The 18891-nt window shown below is 55.6% G+C and carries 13 protein-coding genes and 2 pseudogenes; 9 read left to right on the top strand and 6 right to left on the bottom strand.

The genetic code is table 11. The annotated features are described in order from the left end of the window. Positions 1–112 precede the first annotated feature (112 nt). A complete protein-coding gene (locus NKI68_RS21860) occupies positions 113–1042 on the top strand; it encodes a ParA family protein (RefSeq protein WP_256562731.1) in 930 nt (309 codons plus the stop codon). After that, positions 1035–1418, top strand: a complete 384-nt coding sequence (locus NKI68_RS21865; RefSeq protein ID WP_254547268.1) for a DUF7970 domain-containing protein — start codon at positions 1035–1037, stop codon at positions 1416–1418. The genes NKI68_RS21860 and NKI68_RS21865 overlap by 8 nt, the downstream gene beginning before the upstream one ends. Before the next feature lie 453 nt (positions 1419–1871). On the opposite strand, the gene NKI68_RS21870 is transcribed toward NKI68_RS21865, so the two are convergent. The 3 genes and pseudogenes from NKI68_RS21870 to NKI68_RS21880 all read right to left on the bottom strand — a co-directional run bounded on the left by NKI68_RS21870 (position 1872) and on the right by NKI68_RS21880 (position 5317). Next, positions 1872–2996, bottom strand: a complete 1125-nt coding sequence (locus NKI68_RS21870) for a tyrosine-type recombinase/integrase (protein ID WP_254547269.1) — start codon at positions 2994–2996, stop codon at positions 1872–1874. A gap of 370 nt (positions 2997–3366) precedes the next feature. Next, a pseudogene (locus tag NKI68_RS21875) lies at positions 3367–4311 on the bottom strand (hypothetical protein); the annotation flags it as partial. A 385-nt stretch (positions 4312–4696) separates the two neighbouring features. Continuing rightward, positions 4697–5317, bottom strand: a complete 621-nt coding sequence (locus NKI68_RS21880) for a plastocyanin/azurin family copper-binding protein (protein WP_254547270.1) — start codon at positions 5315–5317, stop codon at positions 4697–4699. A 508-nt stretch (positions 5318–5825) separates the two neighbouring features. Between NKI68_RS21880 and NKI68_RS21885 the strand changes: the two genes are divergently transcribed. From NKI68_RS21885 to NKI68_RS21905, 6 genes and pseudogenes are all read left to right on the top strand, one after another. After that, complete coding sequence (locus NKI68_RS21885) at positions 5826–7052, top strand: hypothetical protein (RefSeq protein WP_254547271.1); 1227 nt, start codon at positions 5826–5828, stop codon at positions 7050–7052. 858 nt (positions 7053–7910) lie between these two features. Beyond that, positions 7911–8252 carry a hypothetical protein gene (locus NKI68_RS21890; RefSeq protein ID WP_254547272.1) on the top strand — a complete coding sequence of 114 codons (342 nt, stop codon included), beginning with the start codon at positions 7911–7913 and terminating at the stop codon, positions 8250–8252. A 78-nt stretch (positions 8253–8330) separates the two neighbouring features. Beyond that, the gene (locus NKI68_RS21895) at positions 8331–9068 is read left to right on the top strand and encodes a CPBP family intramembrane glutamic endopeptidase (protein WP_254547273.1); all 738 of its coding nucleotides are present in this window, start codon (positions 8331–8333) and stop codon (positions 9066–9068) included. Between the two features lie 717 nt (positions 9069–9785). Further along, complete coding sequence (locus NKI68_RS23655) at positions 9786–9908, top strand: hypothetical protein (RefSeq protein ID WP_256562732.1); 123 nt, start codon at positions 9786–9788, stop codon at positions 9906–9908. Continuing rightward, positions 9905–11118: pseudogene (locus NKI68_RS21900) on the top strand (RNA-guided endonuclease InsQ/TnpB family protein). Before NKI68_RS23655 ends, NKI68_RS21900 begins: the two are co-directional and overlap by 4 nt. Positions 11119–11433: 315 nt before the next feature. Next, a complete protein-coding gene (locus NKI68_RS21905; protein ID WP_254547274.1) occupies positions 11434–12855 on the top strand; it encodes a hypothetical protein in 1422 nt (473 codons plus the stop codon). Positions 12856–13109: 254 nt separating this feature from the next. On the opposite strand, the gene NKI68_RS24000 is transcribed toward NKI68_RS21905, so the two are convergent. From NKI68_RS24000 to NKI68_RS21910, 3 genes are all read right to left on the bottom strand, one after another. After that, positions 13110–13508, bottom strand: coding sequence for a DUF7520 family protein (locus NKI68_RS24000; RefSeq protein ID WP_438267827.1), 399 nt, complete (start codon positions 13506–13508; stop codon positions 13110–13112). Between the two features lie 37 nt (positions 13509–13545). Then, a complete protein-coding gene (locus tag NKI68_RS24050; RefSeq protein WP_497007293.1) occupies positions 13546–13782 on the bottom strand; it encodes a divalent metal cation transporter in 237 nt (78 codons plus the stop codon). Positions 13783–14048: 266 nt separating this feature from the next. Then, entirely contained in the window at positions 14049–15839 is a 1791-nt protein-coding gene (locus NKI68_RS21910) for a cbb3-type cytochrome c oxidase subunit I (RefSeq protein WP_254547275.1), read from the bottom strand. A 406-nt stretch (positions 15840–16245) separates the two neighbouring features. Between NKI68_RS21910 and NKI68_RS21915 the strand changes: the two genes are divergently transcribed. After that, positions 16246–18867: a heavy metal translocating P-type ATPase gene (locus tag NKI68_RS21915; protein ID WP_256562733.1), complete on the top strand. Its 2622-nt coding sequence runs from the start codon at positions 16246–16248 to the stop codon at positions 18865–18867. Positions 18868–18891 lie beyond the last annotated feature (24 nt).

Below are 18891 nucleotides of genomic sequence, written 5' to 3' on the forward strand. Positions count from 1 at the left end.
ATCTGTACTATTCATAACATTTCTTTTATTCCTCTCCTGGCACTATTCATTCTATTTATACTATCCGTTTTCCGTAGTTATAAGTGGTCTCAGGTACCTATTCATGAATAGCATGGTTGGGGAAAATAGTGAGAATAGCACGGGTCGTCCAAATAGCCCATACGGATCTGTAGACACGACAGGGGATTCTCGAGCAGTCTCGGTCTGTATGCTGAAAGGTGGCGTTGGCAAGTCGACTATCGCTGTAAATCTGGCACGTCAGCTTGCTGCCCACGATCACGAAGTCCTTCTCATCGATCTCGATCCGAATGGCCACGCTTCAGTCGGGCTCGGATTCGATGATCACTATCATGATACAGACGAGAGCATCGGCGAGGTCTTCTTCGACGACGCAGATCCTACAGCGGTCATCTACGGGACCGACTACGAGTTCGACCTCCTTCCCTCAAGCGAGGATCTTGAGCAGGTTGAACGGGAAATCGTCGTTGGTGACGTTTTTCAACCGTCAGCTTTGTTGCAGCGTGAAGTTGTTGAGCCGTTGCTTGGCGACGAATACGATTATATCATCACGGACTCTCCGGCGTATCGCTCCCGCCTAACCGACAACGCCCTTGTCGCGACGTCCAATCTCGTTCTTCCACTGGCACCCGGCAATGAGGCGATATCCGGACTAGAACGCACCATCGAGCGCCAGATTGCTCCGCTACGAAAGCACATGGACGTTGACGTCCTTGCGCTCGTCCCAAACATGCTGAGTGGACGGATTGACCAGCAGACTCAAGACCGGCAACTGCTCGAACGTCTCAATTCACACAGTAGCTTGCAGGACCGCATCCCGAACTTTGCCCGTATTACGGACTGGGAGGCCGTCGACGCTGGCGAATTGAAACCGACTCCTGGAATTCGAGATCGCACTAGCATCACAAAGGCGTACGGTGAGCGAAAACCACTATTGGACTATGATCCTGACTGTGACCAACTGACGTGTTTCGACGAATTGGCTCATATCATTGAGGCTGGGCAGGTGGTCCGTCATGACTAACGAAGACCCATTTGCTGATCTCGGTGAAACGTTAGGGGAGGGACCCGACGACTCAGAAAACACCGGTGTCGCACAGGAAACCACCGAATCGGTCGCCAATAACGCCTCAGCGGAAGAGCCAATCAACGAGCGTGATCCAATGACGGATAGCGCATTCACCTATGAGGAAGCTAACCAACGACCATTTTACGCCCGTGAGGAGACAATCGAGGCGTTCGATTCGTGGCTGAATTACGAGCTGGAACGCGAACTCAGTGAACGTGGCTATCAAAATATCGTTGTTCGGGAGATGACAGACGCGCTCCTGAGGACGGTTGTTGAGGAAGGCCTCATCTCTGAAGTTGTTGAGCGGTTTGAAAAGGCTCGAGAGAATTAGATTCAAAAATCCGATGAATAGTATTCTATTCATCGACCAATAAACCGCTACGCTGTCATTGGTGAAGAACTGACAGTAGGGATGGACTATTTTAATAGTATGAATAGCATGAATAGTATACAATTTATGAGTAGATATCTATCCTGGAGAAGAATAGTATTCAGATTTAGCAGACCTACAGACTAGGTTTCAGAAATGAAGGACGAGAAGATGCCTAATCAACCGTTCTATAGTGGTTCACCCAGAACGTGCAGTGAGAGTTTGCCGAGCTTCGACATCACTGGCCCTGAGATATACATACACTTCACCGGATGGACGGTCAGGGAACGCGTATCGCGGTTTCGACCACATATACGTACCACGATTACATGCGGACGAAAGGAGACATATAATCCCCAACGACGGATCTAGGGATTACTGTTTTTCCTGAATTCATCGGAAACGTAGTGTGGTCTATTCCCAGCTCAGAATTTCATCGACACGGCGAGCGGTCGCTTCGGCCTGCACGTCGTGATACGCCTGGTGGGTCGTCTCTACCGATTGATGCCGTAACGCCTCCTGGGCGAGTTCGGCCTGGCCCTCGGTGTACAGCTGGTGGCCGAGCCCTCGACGGGCACCGTGCGGTTTGAGGTACTCGCCGTCGATGTCGAGGTCGGCCGCCTCGCAGAGGCGCTTCATTACCGTGCGAGCGCCGCGGACCGACAGTGCTGGCGGGATGAGATCGTACTTCCGCATCACCGCGAGCGGTCCCCCTTCGTCGAGCAACTCCTCGATCCGTTGCTCCGGCAGTTCGTCGGCGAGGCCCTCTCGGACGGTGCGATAGAGCGACGGGCGGTGGAGCGAGGGGAAGACGGGCCATCCCTCCTCCGGGTCGAGTACCTGCTTGTACCGCCGGAGACGGCTCCGCGCGTCCGTCGGGAGAGGAGCGGACTGATAGGTCCGGGTCTTGCCGAACACGCGGAGGATCCCGCCGTCGAGGTCGACGTCCGACCAGCGTAGTCCCTCGCGACGGTCGTCGGCGGGATCGCGGAACACCTCGGCGCCGCGAACGCCCGAGAGGGCGAGGACGTAGACGATCGCGCGATCGCGGAACGCTGGAAGGGGGTCGTCGCCCTCGTTGAGGACGGCGTCCACTTGCTGGTCGACGTGTCGGAGGATCGCCGTCCGGTCCTGTCTGGTCCAGAACTGTCGGTCGGGGTCACTCGTTATCTCGGGGAGTTCGTCGGTCGCGCCGCGCCACTGCGCCGGGTTGGTCGCGATACGGTCGTCGCGTTGCCACCAGGTGAACGACGCTCGAACGAACGCGTAGTTCTTGTGTGCGGTTCGAGCGCTGAACTGGTCGCCGTCGCGGTTCGCACGGTCGCGGAGGTATTGCGCGTAGTAGCGGCAGTCGTGTTTGGTGATGTCGTCGACGGCCTGGATGTCGCCGTCCTCGCAGACGACGGTGGCGAACTCTTCGAGCGCGGATCGCACCGATCGGCGGTAGTTGCCGGCGTCGATGCTGCGGAGACGGGCGTCGATTGGCTCCCTGAGGGGCTCATCCCCTGGCGTACCGTCTGCCTGCGTGTCGGGTATCATTCTGGGTTCACAGACGGAGTGAGGATGTATAAATTCACTGCCGCGTACTGAACTACGCGGTAGTAACATCAGACACCACCATTCCCGGAGAAAACGCGCGGTACAGGGCTCGTACCGGGTGAATTAGAGCAGACGCCATTTCATAAACTGTATGGTGCGATATAGACTGCTGCGGGGTTGGAAGTTGAGACTACACCGGGTATCGTGGGCTGTGGCGCGTGATTTCGGCCGAATCACCGTCTTCAATCTGGCTCACAGCCCACTTCGGAGGCGGACTCTTGTCGTCCGAGCAACTGTTTCCGTGATCTCTCGGTGCTCAGGAGAGTGTCGTCACTCCAGACTACGGCGTCCGCCTGGGCTGAGCGACGTGCTATCCGATTCCGGTCTCCTTTTTCAGCAGCGTGAGCGTATTGTCAGCCGTCACCATCGGCGCATGCTCGTACACGTCAGTTACGTCGACTTGGACGAGCAGATCGACCGCACGCCAGATGGAGTACAACAGGCAGGCAAACGCGAAGTAGAAGAACCAGAGTCCGAAGTGCTTCGACGTGGTGGCGGCCATGAACCGCTTGATCGATTTGTAGCCGCTCTCGATCTCCCACCGAGAGCCGTACTCGGAGAGCACTCCGCTACTTCGATTCGTCATGAACACCGAATACTGGCAGTGATCATCATGGTCGGCGTTCTCTTTCCGGCGGTAGATGAGCGTCGTCTCATGCCACTCATTGTCGCCGAGATGGAGTTTTCGATCAGTTTCGTACCGATCCCTGCCGCGCTGGAGCAGCCGCTTCGCTTGCGCCTTCTCGCTGGTCTGCATACTGCAAGCGCCCTCGTTCGCAGCGAGACTCTCTCGGAGGCCCAGATACGTCTGTAAGTCCCAGAAGGCGTTCCCCGGTATCTCGCAGCCGTCGCCACGGTCGAGCGAAAACGCCGGGAAGACGACGCGACTGACGTGGTCGGTGATCTCCTCCGCCTGCTCTAGGACGGTCAGGTCGTCAGGCGTCGGTGCTTCTACATCGCCGTCTTGGTGTTGGACGGTCCGTTCTGGGTCACGCGGGACCGTAACACCTGCATGCTACGCCCTGATGAGGATCGTCCTGGCAGCGGTCTTGACGGTCTCGCGGAGGTCTGCTGTGAAGCGCGTGTGCCAGCTGCGCCACACTGTCGATTGATCGGGGACCGTCTCGAGATCCAGCTGCTCGCCGAGTCGAGGGTGGTGAGTGAGATAGTCGACCAGCGCGGCCTCGGGGTCTCATCCGTGGAGTTCTTTCAGCACGAACGCGCGAACGAGGGTGGCCATCTCGTACTGCGTGGCGCCGGAATAGCAATCGTGTGGCTGGAACTCAACATATGCCAACGGGAGGTGACAGACGAAGTGATCGACCGAGTCGTGGACGTCGTGCGCGAACCAGACCGTCGCAACCGTCCGAATATCCTCTTCGAGCGCACCGAGTGCGCTACGGTCGTAGAGCTGTGTTGAGTCGTACGCCGGCCAGTCGTGCGACGGAGTCGTCGCGATCGTCCGGAAGACCGCGTCGTAAGGCGAGTGTCGAGGGCATATGCCGATGCTGACAGTCACATCAGCAAGACAGGGTTCACTTCCATCGATTCGAGACAGTGCCGTCGGTACGATCGCACTCTGTTTGTCACGTCATCGTTCGTACAGGAGTCTCTGGAGCGGCCAGCCTACGCTGCGGTCTCTATGCATTGAGAATACCACCTTCAACTCCTGGCTGCTGTGCGAGTGTTGAGACCATTGCAGTGATGGTCGCGATAGCAAGGGACTTCGCACCGTTAGAGACGGCGGGCTTCACCAGGCCGGCCGGTGCTGCTCGTGGGACGTTGTCGCCGATAGCGATGGCAGCAAGCATACCCTGACCTGCATGGGGATCGCACTGGTAATTGACAACGAGCCTACCTTCAGCCGTCCACTCATATGTACTCTCTGGACCCTGAATCTCGGATTGAAAATCAGCACCAGACATCGCGTGAACGTTGTGACCCGCTGACTCCCATTTTATTTTTGTCCCTTCGTCGACGTGGACCGCAACGGGCTCAAATGCGAGGCCCCCCTTACCAACACCAACCTTGACGGTGATCGCCTTGTTCCCGCGCTGATCGACGGTGCCACCCTCTTCCCAGCCGTTGGCGTCGTCGAGCCACCCACCGTAGTCGATCGGCCCGCTCTCGCCGCCACCACCGCCGGACTCGTTCCCACCGCCATTGGTGTTCTCACTCTGTTGGGCAGTATCTGATCCAGCGGCAACTGTGACGGCGCTGGCTGTTCCTCCGGCCGTCCGCAAAAACTCTCGTCTATACATCCGCACTCTACCCGGATTTGATCACTGGAATGGATAAACCCCAAGACATAAGCCGTGATGCTGATAAATTGACGTTACGCTATTGGCCCGGTTCTCTAGCGAGTCGCAAAGACCACTGGAAGATTTCTCTATGAATGTATTGTTTGGGATACTTATTCTTGACTCACCAGGACAATAGGGGGTATATCACCGAGGGGTCACTAGCGGGTTTACAAATCCGATAATCTGTTACAACGGTATCGGTGTAACATGTTTGTGGGTGATTTTAATAGATGTTCCCTACTGAGATCGACTGGGTAACAAATATCACGTAGAATCAACGAATCCATTGTTACGTATTGAGAACACAGCTCGGAGAAACAGTTGTTCTGGTTATGTCCGCAGTCGGCGCTGCTAATTGATTTTTAGCTTGAATAAGCTGAATGGATAGTACGAGTAGTCTGATACTCTGAACTACTAGGAGTACAAATCCGTCAGGTAAAAGCGCGCAAGGACCGGGCATTCTAGCATGGATCAAACAGAAGGCAGGGATGGTGACGTAAGTAAATACGCTTCACCGCTCCGTAATCTACGCTTTTCACGTCTACGATCGATCTGTCTAACCATTTTACTGGTGCTCGGAATCGTGCCTACTGCATCTGCGCATAATGCTTCAACAGTAGCAGGTATTCCACATTGGTATGGACTTGTGTTTCTCGTGCTCGGTCTTGCTGTTCTCGGAGGAAGTGTGTTCTTCAAGCAAGGGCAGCGTATCCGACCCACTACGGCCTTGTCTGGTATCTTGACTGGCCTGGTTGTAGTTGCAATAGGTGCGATCGGGTTCACGGAGTTGGCACCCGAGACGTACTATACCGCTGAATCGATCGCCTTCCCCCGAGCGTGGTATCTGCCGGTCGCGCTCTTGCTCGGATTTTCGATGATGGTGGCAAGCGTCATCATCGGACGGTTTCGCTGGCCGACTCGTCCTCGGTACTCTTTTCTCGGTTTAGAACTCGGCTTATGGGTCGCTTATCCGGCCCTGATCTCCAGTGGCGGTGAGTATACCCATCCGCTGGGCTACGCTATCGCGCTAAGCGTTCCGTTCACCGTCGCCTACATCCTCTGGAAGGATTGCCTTGGAACCCTCAGTCTCGTACTCCGCAATCAGACCGCCCGTTGGTTTGGTGGTGGAGTCGCGCTCATCGTTGCACTCTTCTTCATGTTCACTGCTGGGTTTCTATCATTTTTCCCCGAACAGGGAACTGGGATCCCTGAGACCACGACGATTACAGTTATCCCAACGCTCTTCCCGTTGGTCACGTGGCCGACTCTCGAATGGTGGCTTCCATCTATTCCCTTCACCGGGATGCTCTCGGTCGGTGTCTTTCTTGTCGTTGGTCTCATCGCGGGTTTGGTCGGTCTCAATGCTGCGGTCCTCGCTCGTATCTGGACCATCGAGGAAACTACCAGCTTGAACCAGGGTGCAGCAGGTACGGCTACGTTCGTTGGTTCAAACGCCTGTAGCTGTTGTGGACCGCTTATTGGAAAGTTTGTTATCTTGGCGATGGGCCCTTCGGCAGCCGCCCCCGTCTACTGGCTGTTTGTTGACCTAAAATCGCCTGCAGGAGCGCTGTTCCTTACTGCGAGTATTGCCTTACTTCTCGCAAGCCTCCTCAAATCTACGGACCAGTTTTATGACCGATCGGTCTGTAAATTCGATGAATCAGGCTCCTCAGTAACAACACAGGCAGATTAAAGGAGGCAACTCGACGTGGGTGTTCTACACGTACGGCGCACCGTCCCCACCAGGTATTCCCACCCATAGTAGGGCGAGCGCTTAGCCTCGGAGCACGTAGCAGTTTTCTTTTACTTTTCGTGGTTTCCATCGGAAGTGGTATCCTCGGAGCGCAGACCGTGAACAACTTCGCGGTCGTGTTTGTCTGGGCGGTCTGGTTAAAGGGCATCGCGCTCGTGTCGATACTTATCGGAAGTCCCTGGCGGGTGCTCTCACCGTGGCGGACGCTATATCATGTGACCTGTGCGGTCGAAGGGGACGAGACATGCCTTATCGAGTATCCAGATCGCCTCGGTACTTGGCCTGCGCTCGTGTCGTACGTCATCGCTGTTGGCGTTATCGAGAATTTGACCGTCATACCTCGTTCTCCCGCACTAACTGCTTGGCTGCTCATCAGCTACACGCTTCTGATGTATCTCGGGAGCCTCCTGTTCGGTCCTGCGTGGTTCAGAAATGCCGATTTCTTCGAAGTACTGTATCGTTTGCTTGGTCGAGTCGCGCTGATCCACCCCCACCGTTCTGAGAAGGGAGGATATACAGCCTCGACGAGAGCTCCCTGGTGGGACTGTACGCGTCCGATCACCGGCCTCACACTCATCGCGTTCGTTATCGCGACGGTCTATACGGTCAGTTTCGATGGGTTTGCCAGTACTCTCACGTTCCAATCAGTTCTGTTTGCAACTCGCAACCTCCTGGCCGTGGGACCGACAGTAAGCGTGTTGCTCTACCTACTCGGGTATGGATTATTTGTGGTAGCGTTCGGTATCATTGTTATCGTTACTGGACGAATCGGCTTCACATCGCCGCCTCGCTGCCTCCGTGGTCGCGCCGACGATTCTCCCGATCGCTGCAGCCTACGAATTCGCCCACAACTACCCCTACGTCATCGAGAACACGGGAAAGACTGTGACCGTCATCGCTGGTTGGTTCAATACTATCATCGTTGTTGATCCGCTAAGCTGGCTCTCGCTTGCCGTATTCTGGGGGACACAGGTGCTCCTCATCATTGCTGGCCACGTTATCGCTGTCGTCGCAGCCCACAATGTCATCGCTGAACGGACGTCGCAAAGATCGGTCCTCGTTCCCCATCTACCTCTGACGGTACTCATGATCAGCTACACCATGCTCTCGCTCTGGATCATCTCTCGGCCGGTTGCATAACCGTTGCTTCGTTTATCACTCCCTCTGGCTGATTTCCGAAACCTGTTTGATCACCCCGTTCGAACCGACGCTGAAATCATGTTTACCGAGAGCCAGTCAGGCGATACAGCGAGGGCGACACTCAGAGTCGGTGGCTTGGCGATCGGTGCCTACATTGCCGGGAGCATTCTAGTAGTTGTCACAATCGGACTGCTAGAATCGGTCGGAATTCGTATCGTTGATCGGCCAGCACGACGGCTACTTCTCGGAACAGTATTGCTTCAAGGTGTCGCGTTCGGTGGCGTAGCGATCGGCTATCTTATCAGATCGAATAAACTCGGCGATCTACTCCGGATACATGCTCCGTCGTGGAAAGACGCTGCAACGATTATCGTCGGTACGGTGGGACTCGTTGGATTCGTGATGATCATATCAGTTATACTAGAAACCTACGGTATCTCGGTCGCTCAGAACAACGTCGTCTCGACGGCCCGTGATGCTCCGATGACCTTCCTCCTCCTCGTCCCCCTCTCGATACTCCTCGTCGGTCCTGGCGAGGAACTCCTCTATCGAGGTGTCGTTCAAGGGACTCTGGCCGACGTCTCCCATCCGATTCGCGCAGTGATACTCGCAAGTGCGATATTCTCACTCATCCACATTTTCTCGCTGACTGGTGACGGGAAAATACTGTATCTCGGTATTGTCTTCGTTCAAGCCCTTGTTCTCGGCGGAACGTACCTCTATACGAGCAACCTCGTCGTTCCATCTCTCATTCATGGATTCTATAATGCGATCCAGTTTGCATTCGCATATCTCTCCGCGATTGGACTTATTTGACCAGAGGATGTCAACCTTAGGGGGTCACGCCGTCAATGTGAGCAGGAAGCGTATGTGTCGTAGCAGCCATATCGGTACGATCGCACTCACGGTGGTACCTATGAATCCGTGTTGGGTAACACTCCAGACGATATCGCCGAGTAGAACGCTGAGACCGAGAGCTGCGGTGTACGCTATCCCGGAGGTGATCCAATCGACCCGCTGTTTCGGTTGTGGCCATCTCACGGGCGCTAAGGTGCTCGACGAACGGCTGAGCGCGATCGCGAGCGTTAAACCCACTGTACCAGAGCCATACAGGAACGCCGGGTGAACCACGCCTTGGAGAACGAGGATGACCGTGAAAAGCCCGAGCAATCCGGAGAGACCGGTGATTTCTACGAACACAGTGCCGAGTTGTCGCACCGAGTCCGTCCAGGAGCTGTCCGACCTCATTCCCGGTATACGTCGACGTAGATCGTAATCAAGCGCCCGTTTTCCCCCGATCGATTCGAGCCGTTACCTGAATTGAGGCGCTAAGGCCCCTTCCTCAACGAGCGGCGAAGCCACGAGTAGGGAGGGGATACAGCGTCCCCAGAACGCTTCGCGTTCTGGGGTGCGGACGAGACGCTTTGCGTCTCGTCAACGCCGCACGCTATTCATACACTGTTCGACGGCAGGCCCACAGGCCCACCGTATGCTGTCAGTATCTTTATGGAGTATCGTATGTATCATACTCATGTGGCAACGCGCAAGAACATCACCGTCCGCGACGACCAAGCCGAGTGGATTCTGGAGAATCACTTGAACCTCTCCCGATTCGTCCAAGACAAATTGGACGAACTCATCGAAGAACGCTCGTGAACTACAACTACAGGTATCGACTCATCCCGTCCGACGCCCTCGCAGAGCGGTTAGCGTGGACTGTCGATACCTGTAGGCAGGTCTACAACCACTTCCTTCACCGCCTCAACCGCACCGACGGCACTTCGGCATACAGCGAACAAAAGCTTCTGCCGAGCCTCAAGAAGTGGTGGAACGACCTGAAGAGCGTCCACTCAAAGGTTCTCCAGAAAGTCGTTCAACGGCTGTACGACAACCTCTCGACGCTCCGGGGGCGCAAAGAGAACGGCTCACGCGTCGGGACGCTCAAGTGGAAGGCACCGGACGAGTACCGCAGTTTCACCTACAGTCAATCTGGCTTCAAGCTCAAGAACACGAGCGGTCGGACGCGACTGTGGCTCTCGAAGTTCGGTGAGATACCTATCACCTTCCACCGCGACCTGCCCGACAACGCCGAAATCAAAACTGTCACAGTCAAGCAGGAACCGACCGGGAAGTGGTACGCTATCCTTGGCATCGAAACCCCGAACGACCCACCCGCGAAACCAGAGAATCCCGAGCAGTGCGTCGGTATCGACGTGGGGATGCTCAAGTACGCCCACGACACCGATGGAACCGCCGTCGAATCGCTCGACCTGTCCGATGAACGCGAGCAGTTGGAACGCGCACAGTGTAACCTCTCGCGGAAGGAACATGGCTCTGCGAATTGGGAGAAACAGCGCCGCATCGTGGCTGAACGTCACGCGGACCTCAAGCGGAAGCGCCGTGACTTCTTGCACAAGCTCTCGAACTACTACGCCCGCAAGTACGATTTCGTGGCCGTGGAGGACTTGGACGCGAAAGGGTTGGTCGAACTACCGGGCAACTCACGGAACCGCACTGGTGCGGCATGGGGAACGTTCCTCCGGATGCTTGAGTACAAATGCAAGCGCGAGGGGACGCACTTCGTCACCGTGAATCCGAGAGGAACGACCAAAGAGTGCGCGTCCTGTGGCGTTTCGACCGAGAAACCGTTGTGGGTCCGTGAACACTCGTGCCCGGCGTGTGGGTTTGAGGCGGATAGAGATGCGAACGCGGCGTGGAACATCCTTTCTCGCGGTATCACAAAGCGGTTAGGAGCGGGACGCTCCGAATCAACGCTGCGCTCCCTGTGGATACACCTGTATCTGCAAAGCGCGTCGTGGAAACAGGAAGCCCCACCCTCACGCGCGAGCCGTCAGGTGAGCGGTAGAGTGGGGTAGTTCACGAGGAGTTATGCTACTGCACCTCGTGATGCGATGTGATGTGTATCTATTGCGATCAAGTACGCGAGGAACTAGAAGAGCACGAAGAACCCTCTAGCGAACCATCTGAGCGAACTCAACACTCTCATTCGCTGTGGGAGCGTATTACACAGGCTCTTCGGGATATCTGAGTCGTAGCACTGCTGCTTGTTGGTGGTGACACGTCTCTTTTCGTCCTCCAACCCCCGTGACCCAGACATAGATTTCTGTCGTGGAGAACCAAGGCGATAGATACAATTCGGTGTCCAAACGATGTGCAGAAGATGCCTGCTGATACCCCGTCGTGGCACGTACACTGTCGGCGGCTCGTTTATCTCGTGTTGGGGCTATCTCTCTTAGTAACGATTGTCGACACCGTCGCGGCGAGTAATGCCGCAGTGAGTCTCTCGAATACAGGTGCAAGCCGAGATAGACTAGATGTCCCGCGCTGGTTGTATCTTCTCACCGGAGGATCAACGATCGGTGCATCAGCGCTTCTAGCAAGCGTCGTTACTGATCGAGGCTTTATCGAAGGTATACACGACTGGAGACTCTCTGTTCCTACTCGTGCCGGTCTTAAACGCAGTGTGATCGTCGTCTCTCAGCTTATCGGGGTCATCGCCTTGGGTTACATCGTTTGGCGGGGTTTAGTTGGTCCTCAGGTCCCAACGGTGAACGCAGCGATCATTCTTGTGTTCGCCGGTGTGCGCGCGGGCCTTACGATGGTTACCTATCTTATAGGAAATCCTTGGCCTGCACTCAACCCATGGCGCACGATCGCGGAGTGGCTTCCGACCCTCGATCGGTCGTATCCCGCGTCGATAGGCCATTGGCCCGCAGTTATTGGCTTCCTAGTCCTCGTCTGGATCGAGACGACGACAGCCGTGAATACACTTCCACGCACGCTCTCACTTACGCTGCTCGGATACACTGGTATCACGCTCGGCGGAGCACTTGTGTTCTCCCCAGATACCTGGTTCCAAAATGTCGATCCCGTCTCTGCTTTCTTTCGATTCTATGGTGCCGTTTCCCCAATTCAGTGGAGTGACGATGGATTCAGGGTACAACTTCATGGATTTGCTCTGCCGGAGTCTGATATCGTTTCAGGGCTCGACGACGTTGCGTTCGTCATCGCCCTCGTTTGGGAGTTGACCTTCACTGGGTTCGTCACGACGACAGTGGGTGCCGCCGCCGTCAGTATACTCGTTCGCAGTGGTGTCCCCGCACTTGCGGTCTATGCCGTGATTTTTGTGGGTGGATATGCTGTCTTCCTGGGAGCATATTTAGTCGCTACGCGACGCTCTTGGCGTGTCGCAGAAACGTACCTCTCGGAACGCACCCTCGCACTACGATTCGCGCTCCCGTTACTCGCGATCGCCGCTGGGTATCACCTTGCGCATTACTTCGCCTTCTTCGTCTCGCTCTCTCTCCCGGTCATACAAGTCATTCAGAGTCCCCTCTCACCGCCTTCAAACCCACTCGTCCTTACACTCCCGTGGTGGTTCGGTGGGTTAAATATCGCCTTCGTCCTCGTCGGTCACCTACTTGCAATCTGGCTCGCACACGCGATTGCCTATGCGACCTTTCCGTCGAGAATGCAGGCCATTAAGAGCCAATATCCATTCGTCATTGTGATGATCGGATACACGATCACGAGCCTTTGGTTGATTTCACTACCGACGGCGTCCCCTGCGTTCCTAGGATAGTATGTACATCGCTTCTAGAGAAAACGGCGAGAAGTAACCCAGGAATCGATCAGGAGCAGTTCACATTACCATCTAAGTCTCCTATACGTTTGCTGCTGCTCTCTTCGTTCACGGACGCCTTCCGCCAGCCTACTGGATTTTCGGCTAGTTAGGTGACAAGAGTTTCAATCCCTGGCTTTCGTTGATCTGTATAGTTTTATCTCGAGGGGTACAGCCTCGATAAGATGGCCTCCATGGAGGCTGAGTAAAGTTAGCTACTGCGTGGTCTTTGGATCAAAGCGCGAGGCTGTATGGACGAGGCCGAGCAGTGTACCGAGGATAATCGTCATAGCGATTATTCCATAGAGTGCCATCTTTGCCGGAGTCGGGTGAAACTGGAGCATCCAAAGTCCAACGGTGGCTGAATTTGGGAGCAAGGCCCCTACGTAGAGTCCGAAGCCGCCTGCGATCGGGATGACGAGGGAGAACGCCAGTAGGATGGTTCGTCGACCAGATCGAGACCCAGTTGGAGCATCGCCCATATCAAACCCAAGAGTGGGGGTGTTCAAATCGCTTCTCACTCGCCCCGTTCCATCTCCTGATTCATTACTCGTCGATAGCTCTTCATTTGGGATGCCTCTACCTCGTACGGGAGTAACGCTGTATACTTCCATTAGCGGGTAATCAGCCGATAAAGGTCGTGTAGAGTAACTACACGTTCAACACGATGATAAGCCCGATAACGAGCCCTAGGATGCTTGTCGTACTCGACCGATTACAAAACGGATCCATCAGCACCTCTTCACGAATGAACCAGAGCAGGGAAACGAGGACGAACGGAAGTTCGAAACTCAAGGCGACTTCTGAGGCGGTTACGACAGTGGTGGGATCGAACTCAGCAGTGGCGATCGCAGAAGTTGAGACGAGGGTGACGACTGTCAGATCCAGACGTCGACTTCGATGTCGAGAAACCTACCCATCATGGTCAGTCCCGCCATAGTGGCGATGATTAACGATGAGAGCCCCGCAACGATCAACGCGAATTTGGCAGTGGTTCAGAGCACAATCACCAGCGTTTCGGGAAGTGTTTGCGATATAGTACGACCGAGTACCGTGACGTTCTAGTTAATATCCTTCTGATACGCTATGGCCAAGGTCTTTGGCCGACATAATCGACCAGTGCTTAATTCAAGCGAATTTAGGTGAACGTCTGATTACTCATTAGAGGTGGGCGATTGGTTCTGTACTGCTAGTTGGTCATCAATATCGTATCGCTCTTTGAGTTGTTCTTCGAACCACTGCCACTCACGGGTAAATTGCCCGGTCTCTTTTAGGTTCCAGACATCTGCGTCCATTACTAGCGGACCGATACGTGCTGACTGGACGAAGTTAACGAGCCAGAGAAAGACACTCGTTCCTAAGATATATGCTCCGCCAGTGGCGATTTGATTAAGCAATGTAAACTGCTGGGGATAGGTTGCATATCGACGTGGGAGTCCAAGGTATCCCATAATGAGCATCGGCGTGAAGGTGAGGAAAACGCCGACGATCATGAGTCCAGCTTGGACTTTTGCGATCCGTTGATCGTACATCCGCCGGGTGAGGATCGGGAACCAGTAGTAGCTCGCCGCGACCATGGACATCGCGATGATGCCCATGATGATGAAGTGAAAGTGACCGACGACGTAGTACGTGTCCTGGAGGACGAGATCGACGGGGATTGACGCGAGAAACACCCCCGTAACGCCACCGATAACGAATGTACCGATACCACCGATAATGAGGATCATCGGGGCGGTCAGCCGGATGCGCCCGCTCCACATCGTCGTCATCCAGTTGAACACCTTGACGGCACTCGGGACGGCGATTGCGAGCGTTACGGCCATGAACGACGCACGGACACGCGGATCGAGTCCCGTCGTGAACATATGGTGAGCCCAGACGCCGAAACTCAGGACACCGATCGCGAGGGTTGAATATACGATAAATTTGAATCCGAACAGCCGTCGATCAGTAAATTTCGGGAGGATAAAGCTCGTTAGCCCGAAGGCGGGGAGAACGAGGATGTACACCTCAGGATGGCCCCAGAACCAGAAGAGGTTCTGCCAGAGCATCGGCCCACCGCCATCGATCGCGAAGAACGTCGTCCCGAAGTTCCGATCGAGAAAGAGCATGATGAGCGCGCTACCAAGAACAGGGAATGCAAACAGTGCTAGCCCCGACATGGTGAGCATCGTCCAGCTGAAGATATCGAGCGTTGCCCAAGTGACGTTCTCGGAGCGCTCTGCGAAGATGGTGACGATGAAGTTGATCGATGCCATCACCGTCGCAAGGCCGCTCAGGTGTAAACCCAACAGCATGAGATCGACCTGCATATTTGCCTGTTCGACCGAGAGCGGTGTATACATCGTCCAGCTAGTCGTAACTGGCTCAAGTGCCAGGAGGGGTGCCGCTATTGCGGCTAGGCCGAGTGGTTCGATCACTTTACCGAGGATTTCAGTGATGAGGCCGCCTCGAACCAATACTAATGCTGGTGGTAGAAGCCAGAAGGCGATAGCGTTGATACGGGGGAACGCCATGTCGTCCGCCCCGATAAGCGGTGGGAGGAAGTAGTTGGCAATCCCTGAGAACACCGGGACGACGAAGAAGAATATCATCGTAATTCCATGGGTCGTGAACAACCCATTGTACGTCTCCGTTCCCCAAATGGTTTTACCGGGGGTGATGAGTTCGGTCCGGACCATCATAGCGTCGGTTCCACCCCAAAGGGCCGCGACGACGCCGAACAGGATGTACAGGATTGCGATGTCCCTGTGATCGACCGTCGTGAACCAGCGGGCGAGTCCGGGGAGTTTTTCGGTTTCCGTTTCACCCTCGATAGACGTGGTGTATCCTCCATCAGTCTGCGCCGCTCTACGAGTTTGCCACATGTATGTGACAGCACCGAACACGAGGAGGAGTGCGACACTTAGGAGTACGCCGGGGACGCCGAGATCTATTTGCATTTTGGATTATACCCCGGTCACTGTCTCTTCCCGATGCCGAAGTCTTACTGCTCGGCTACACTCTCTCTCCTCGTGATTGCCGTATCGGATCTCTATATAGGTGCTCTCTGGCGATCTATCGCCGAAGAATGGAGGCTGGAATCGCCTCCACGGAGCCAGTTCCATGAATAAACCTTGATCGTGCAGCTACCTCAACACACCTGTTAGATCCAGCTACTACCTTACCAGCTACTAGTAGAATACCCCTGTGACGTTGGTAACCACATGTACAATCGTGATGTCGCTAACACAATTCAAAATACCACACCAGGCTAGTAATGTAGGGTAGTGTTGTTGCTAATGATGGGTCTTTACGCCCCGGATTCTAACAGCCGAATTAATAATACTGTGGACACTAATCGAAGATATGAGTGAGTTCCCCGAGAAGGAAGATCCGACATCGTCTTCTTCGGACGGGCGAATCGACCAGGATGGTCATGACCATAGTAACCACAATCATGACCGAAAGAACGGGACTACGTCCGACGATAACAGCGTCATCCAGTTATCCGTCCCCGAGATGGACTGCCCCTCCTGTGCGGGCAAAGTGGAAAACAGCATTCGGAAACTCGACGGGATCCATGCCATTGACCCGAAGGTGACGTCAGGAACACTGACTGTCTCCTACGAAGAAATTCGAACCACCTCGGAGGCAATCGCAGCACGCGTCGAGAAGGCAGGCTATCGCGTCGAGACGGACGAGAACGAGGCTACAGCAACGTTCTCCGTTCCCGGAATGGATTGTCCCTCATGCGCAGGTAAGGTCGAAAACGCGCTGGACGCACTCGGTGTTCGGAGGTTCGATACTCGACCGACAACAGGCACGGTAGTCGTTACGTACGATTCGTCATCACTCTCCGACCGTGACATCGTCAGTGCAATTAAAGGGGCTGGCTACGATGTGACCGAATCGTCGACGGAAACCGCCACAGTCACGGAGGGTGATCCATCCGGCGAGCGCGAGAGTGTCTGGACGAGTCCGCGCGCGATCAAAACCTGGATTAGTGGTAGCTTCGTCGCGCTCGGTCTTCTCTTCGAGTTCGGTCTCTCCGGCCAGAATGTGCTCGTCGCGACCCTCGGTGGCCGTGAACTGTTCGTCGCAGACGTGCTCTTCCTCATCGCGATCGCCGTTGCTGGGCAAGTGATCTTTCGAAACGGGTATTATTCACTCCGAAACTGGAATCTCGATATCGATCTTCTGATGTCCATTGCTATCAGTGGGGCCGTTATCGCGGGTTTCGTCTTCGGTGAGTCGCTGTACTTCGAGGCTGCGACGCTCGCGTTCCTGTTCAGCGTCGCCGAACTGCTCGAGCGATACTCGATGGATCATGCCCGAAACTCGCTACAGGAGCTGATGGACCTCTCACCGGACGAGGCGACCGTCAAGCGTGAAGGTGAAGAAGTCACGCTCCCGGTCGACGAGGTAGTTGTCGGTGACATCGTCGTCGTTCGTCCGGGCGAGAAGGTTCCGATGGACGGGGAAGTCGTATCTGGTGAGAGCGCCGTCAACCAAGCGCCGATCACAGGCGAAAGCGTTCCCGTCGATAAGACCCCTGGCGATGAGGTGTATGCCGGCACCATCAACGAGGAGGGCTATCTCGAAATCGAGGTTACCTCGGAAGCGAGCGACAACACGCTCTCCCGGATCGTTGAGATGGTCGAGGACGCGCAGGCGAACAAGACGGAGCGTGAGCAGTTCGTCGAGCGCTTCTCGGGGTACTATACGCCGATCGTTGTCGGGTTCGGCGTCCTCGTCGCGGTCGTCCCGCCGCTGTTCTTTGGCGGAGCGTGGCCGACTTATATCGTTTACGGGCTAACGCTACTCGTGCTTGCCTGCCCGTGTGCATTCGTCATCTCGACACCCGTTTCGGTTGTCTCCGGGATCACGAGCGCCGCAAAGAACGGCGTCCTCATCAAAGGCGGCAACTACCTCGAGGCGATGGGAGCCGTGGACGTCGTCGCTCTCGACAAGACCGGGACGCTCACGAAGGGGGAACTCACCGTCACCGACGTGGTTCCACTGAATGGGAACTCGGAGGAAGACGTCCTTCGGTGTGCGCATGGGCTCGAACGGCGGAGTGAACACCCTATCGGCGAGGCGATCGTCAATCACGCACAAGGGCAGTCCGTAGAAGCACGGGACGTTGGTGAGTTCGAGAGCATCACCGGCAAAGGCGTGAAGGCAACGCTCGATGGGACGCCACATTACGCCGGAAAGCCAGGGCTGTTCCGGGAGCTAGGATTCGACCTCCAACATGTTCACGCCGCCACTGACGGTGGTGTGGCGACGGCCAAGAGCCGCGACCTCTGTGAGCGCAACGACTGTATGGACCTCCTCGACGAGACCGTTCCAGAGCTCCAGGCCGAGGGTAAAACGGTCATTCTCGTCGCGACGGAAGACGAACTCGAGGGCGTCATCGCCGTCGCAGACGAAATCCGACCGGGGGTGACGGAGGCGATCGCTCGCCTCAAAGAACTCGGCGTCAAGCGAACAGTAATGCTCACCGGCGATAACGAGCGCACCGCACGTTCGATCGCCGAACAGGTTGGCGTCGACGACTATCGTGCGGAGTTGCTCCCGGATCAGAAAGTCGAAGTGATCAATGACCTGCTTGAGGAATATGACGAGGTTGCGATGGTCGGCGATGGGGTGAACGATGCGCCGGCACTGGCGACAGCGACGGTCGGTATCGCGATGGGCGCTGCAGGAACGGACACGGCCTTGGAGACTGCGGATATCGCGTTAATGAGCGACGACATTACGAAACTTCCCTACCTCTATGACCTCTCGCATACGGGTAATAGCGTCATTCGACAGAACATCTGGACGAGCCTTGGGGCGAAGGCTGCGCTCGCCGTCGCCGTTCCGTTCGGCCTTGTTCCCATCTGGGCCGCCGTACTCATCGGTGATGCAGGAATGACGGTCGGCGTTACCGGTAACGCGATGCGACTCTCCCGAATTAAGCCTGACGAACCGTCTCCTTCTTGAGTGCACTGATAGCAATCTCACCAA

This window comes from Halomarina pelagica, assembly GCF_024228315.1.
GTDB classification, from domain to species: domain Archaea; phylum Halobacteriota; class Halobacteria; order Halobacteriales; family Haloarculaceae; genus Halomarina; species Halomarina pelagica.

Coding starts and splice junctions, on each gene's coding strand:
- NKI68_RS21915 (WP_256562733.1), top strand. CDS start 16,246: ATGAGTGAGTTCCCCGAGAAGGAAGATCCGACATCGTCTTCTTCGGAC.
- NKI68_RS21910 (WP_254547275.1), bottom strand. CDS start 15,839: ATGCAAATAGATCTCGGCGTCCCCGGCGTACTCCTAAGTGTCGCACTC.
- NKI68_RS21860 (WP_256562731.1), top strand. CDS start 113: ATGGTTGGGGAAAATAGTGAGAATAGCACGGGTCGTCCAAATAGCCCA.
- NKI68_RS21865 (WP_254547268.1), top strand. CDS start 1,035: ATGACTAACGAAGACCCATTTGCTGATCTCGGTGAAACGTTAGGGGAG.
- NKI68_RS21895 (WP_254547273.1), top strand. CDS start 8,331: ATGTTTACCGAGAGCCAGTCAGGCGATACAGCGAGGGCGACACTCAGA.
- NKI68_RS21870 (WP_254547269.1), bottom strand. CDS start 2,996: ATGATACCCGACACGCAGGCAGACGGTACGCCAGGGGATGAGCCCCTC.
- NKI68_RS21905 (WP_254547274.1), top strand. CDS start 11,434: ATGCCTGCTGATACCCCGTCGTGGCACGTACACTGTCGGCGGCTCGTT.
- NKI68_RS21880 (WP_254547270.1), bottom strand. CDS start 5,317: ATGTATAGACGAGAGTTTTTGCGGACGGCCGGAGGAACAGCCAGCGCC.
- NKI68_RS21885 (WP_254547271.1), top strand. CDS start 5,826: ATGGATCAAACAGAAGGCAGGGATGGTGACGTAAGTAAATACGCTTCA.
- NKI68_RS24000 (WP_438267827.1), bottom strand. CDS start 13,508: ATGGAAGTATACAGCGTTACTCCCGTACGAGGTAGAGGCATCCCAAAT.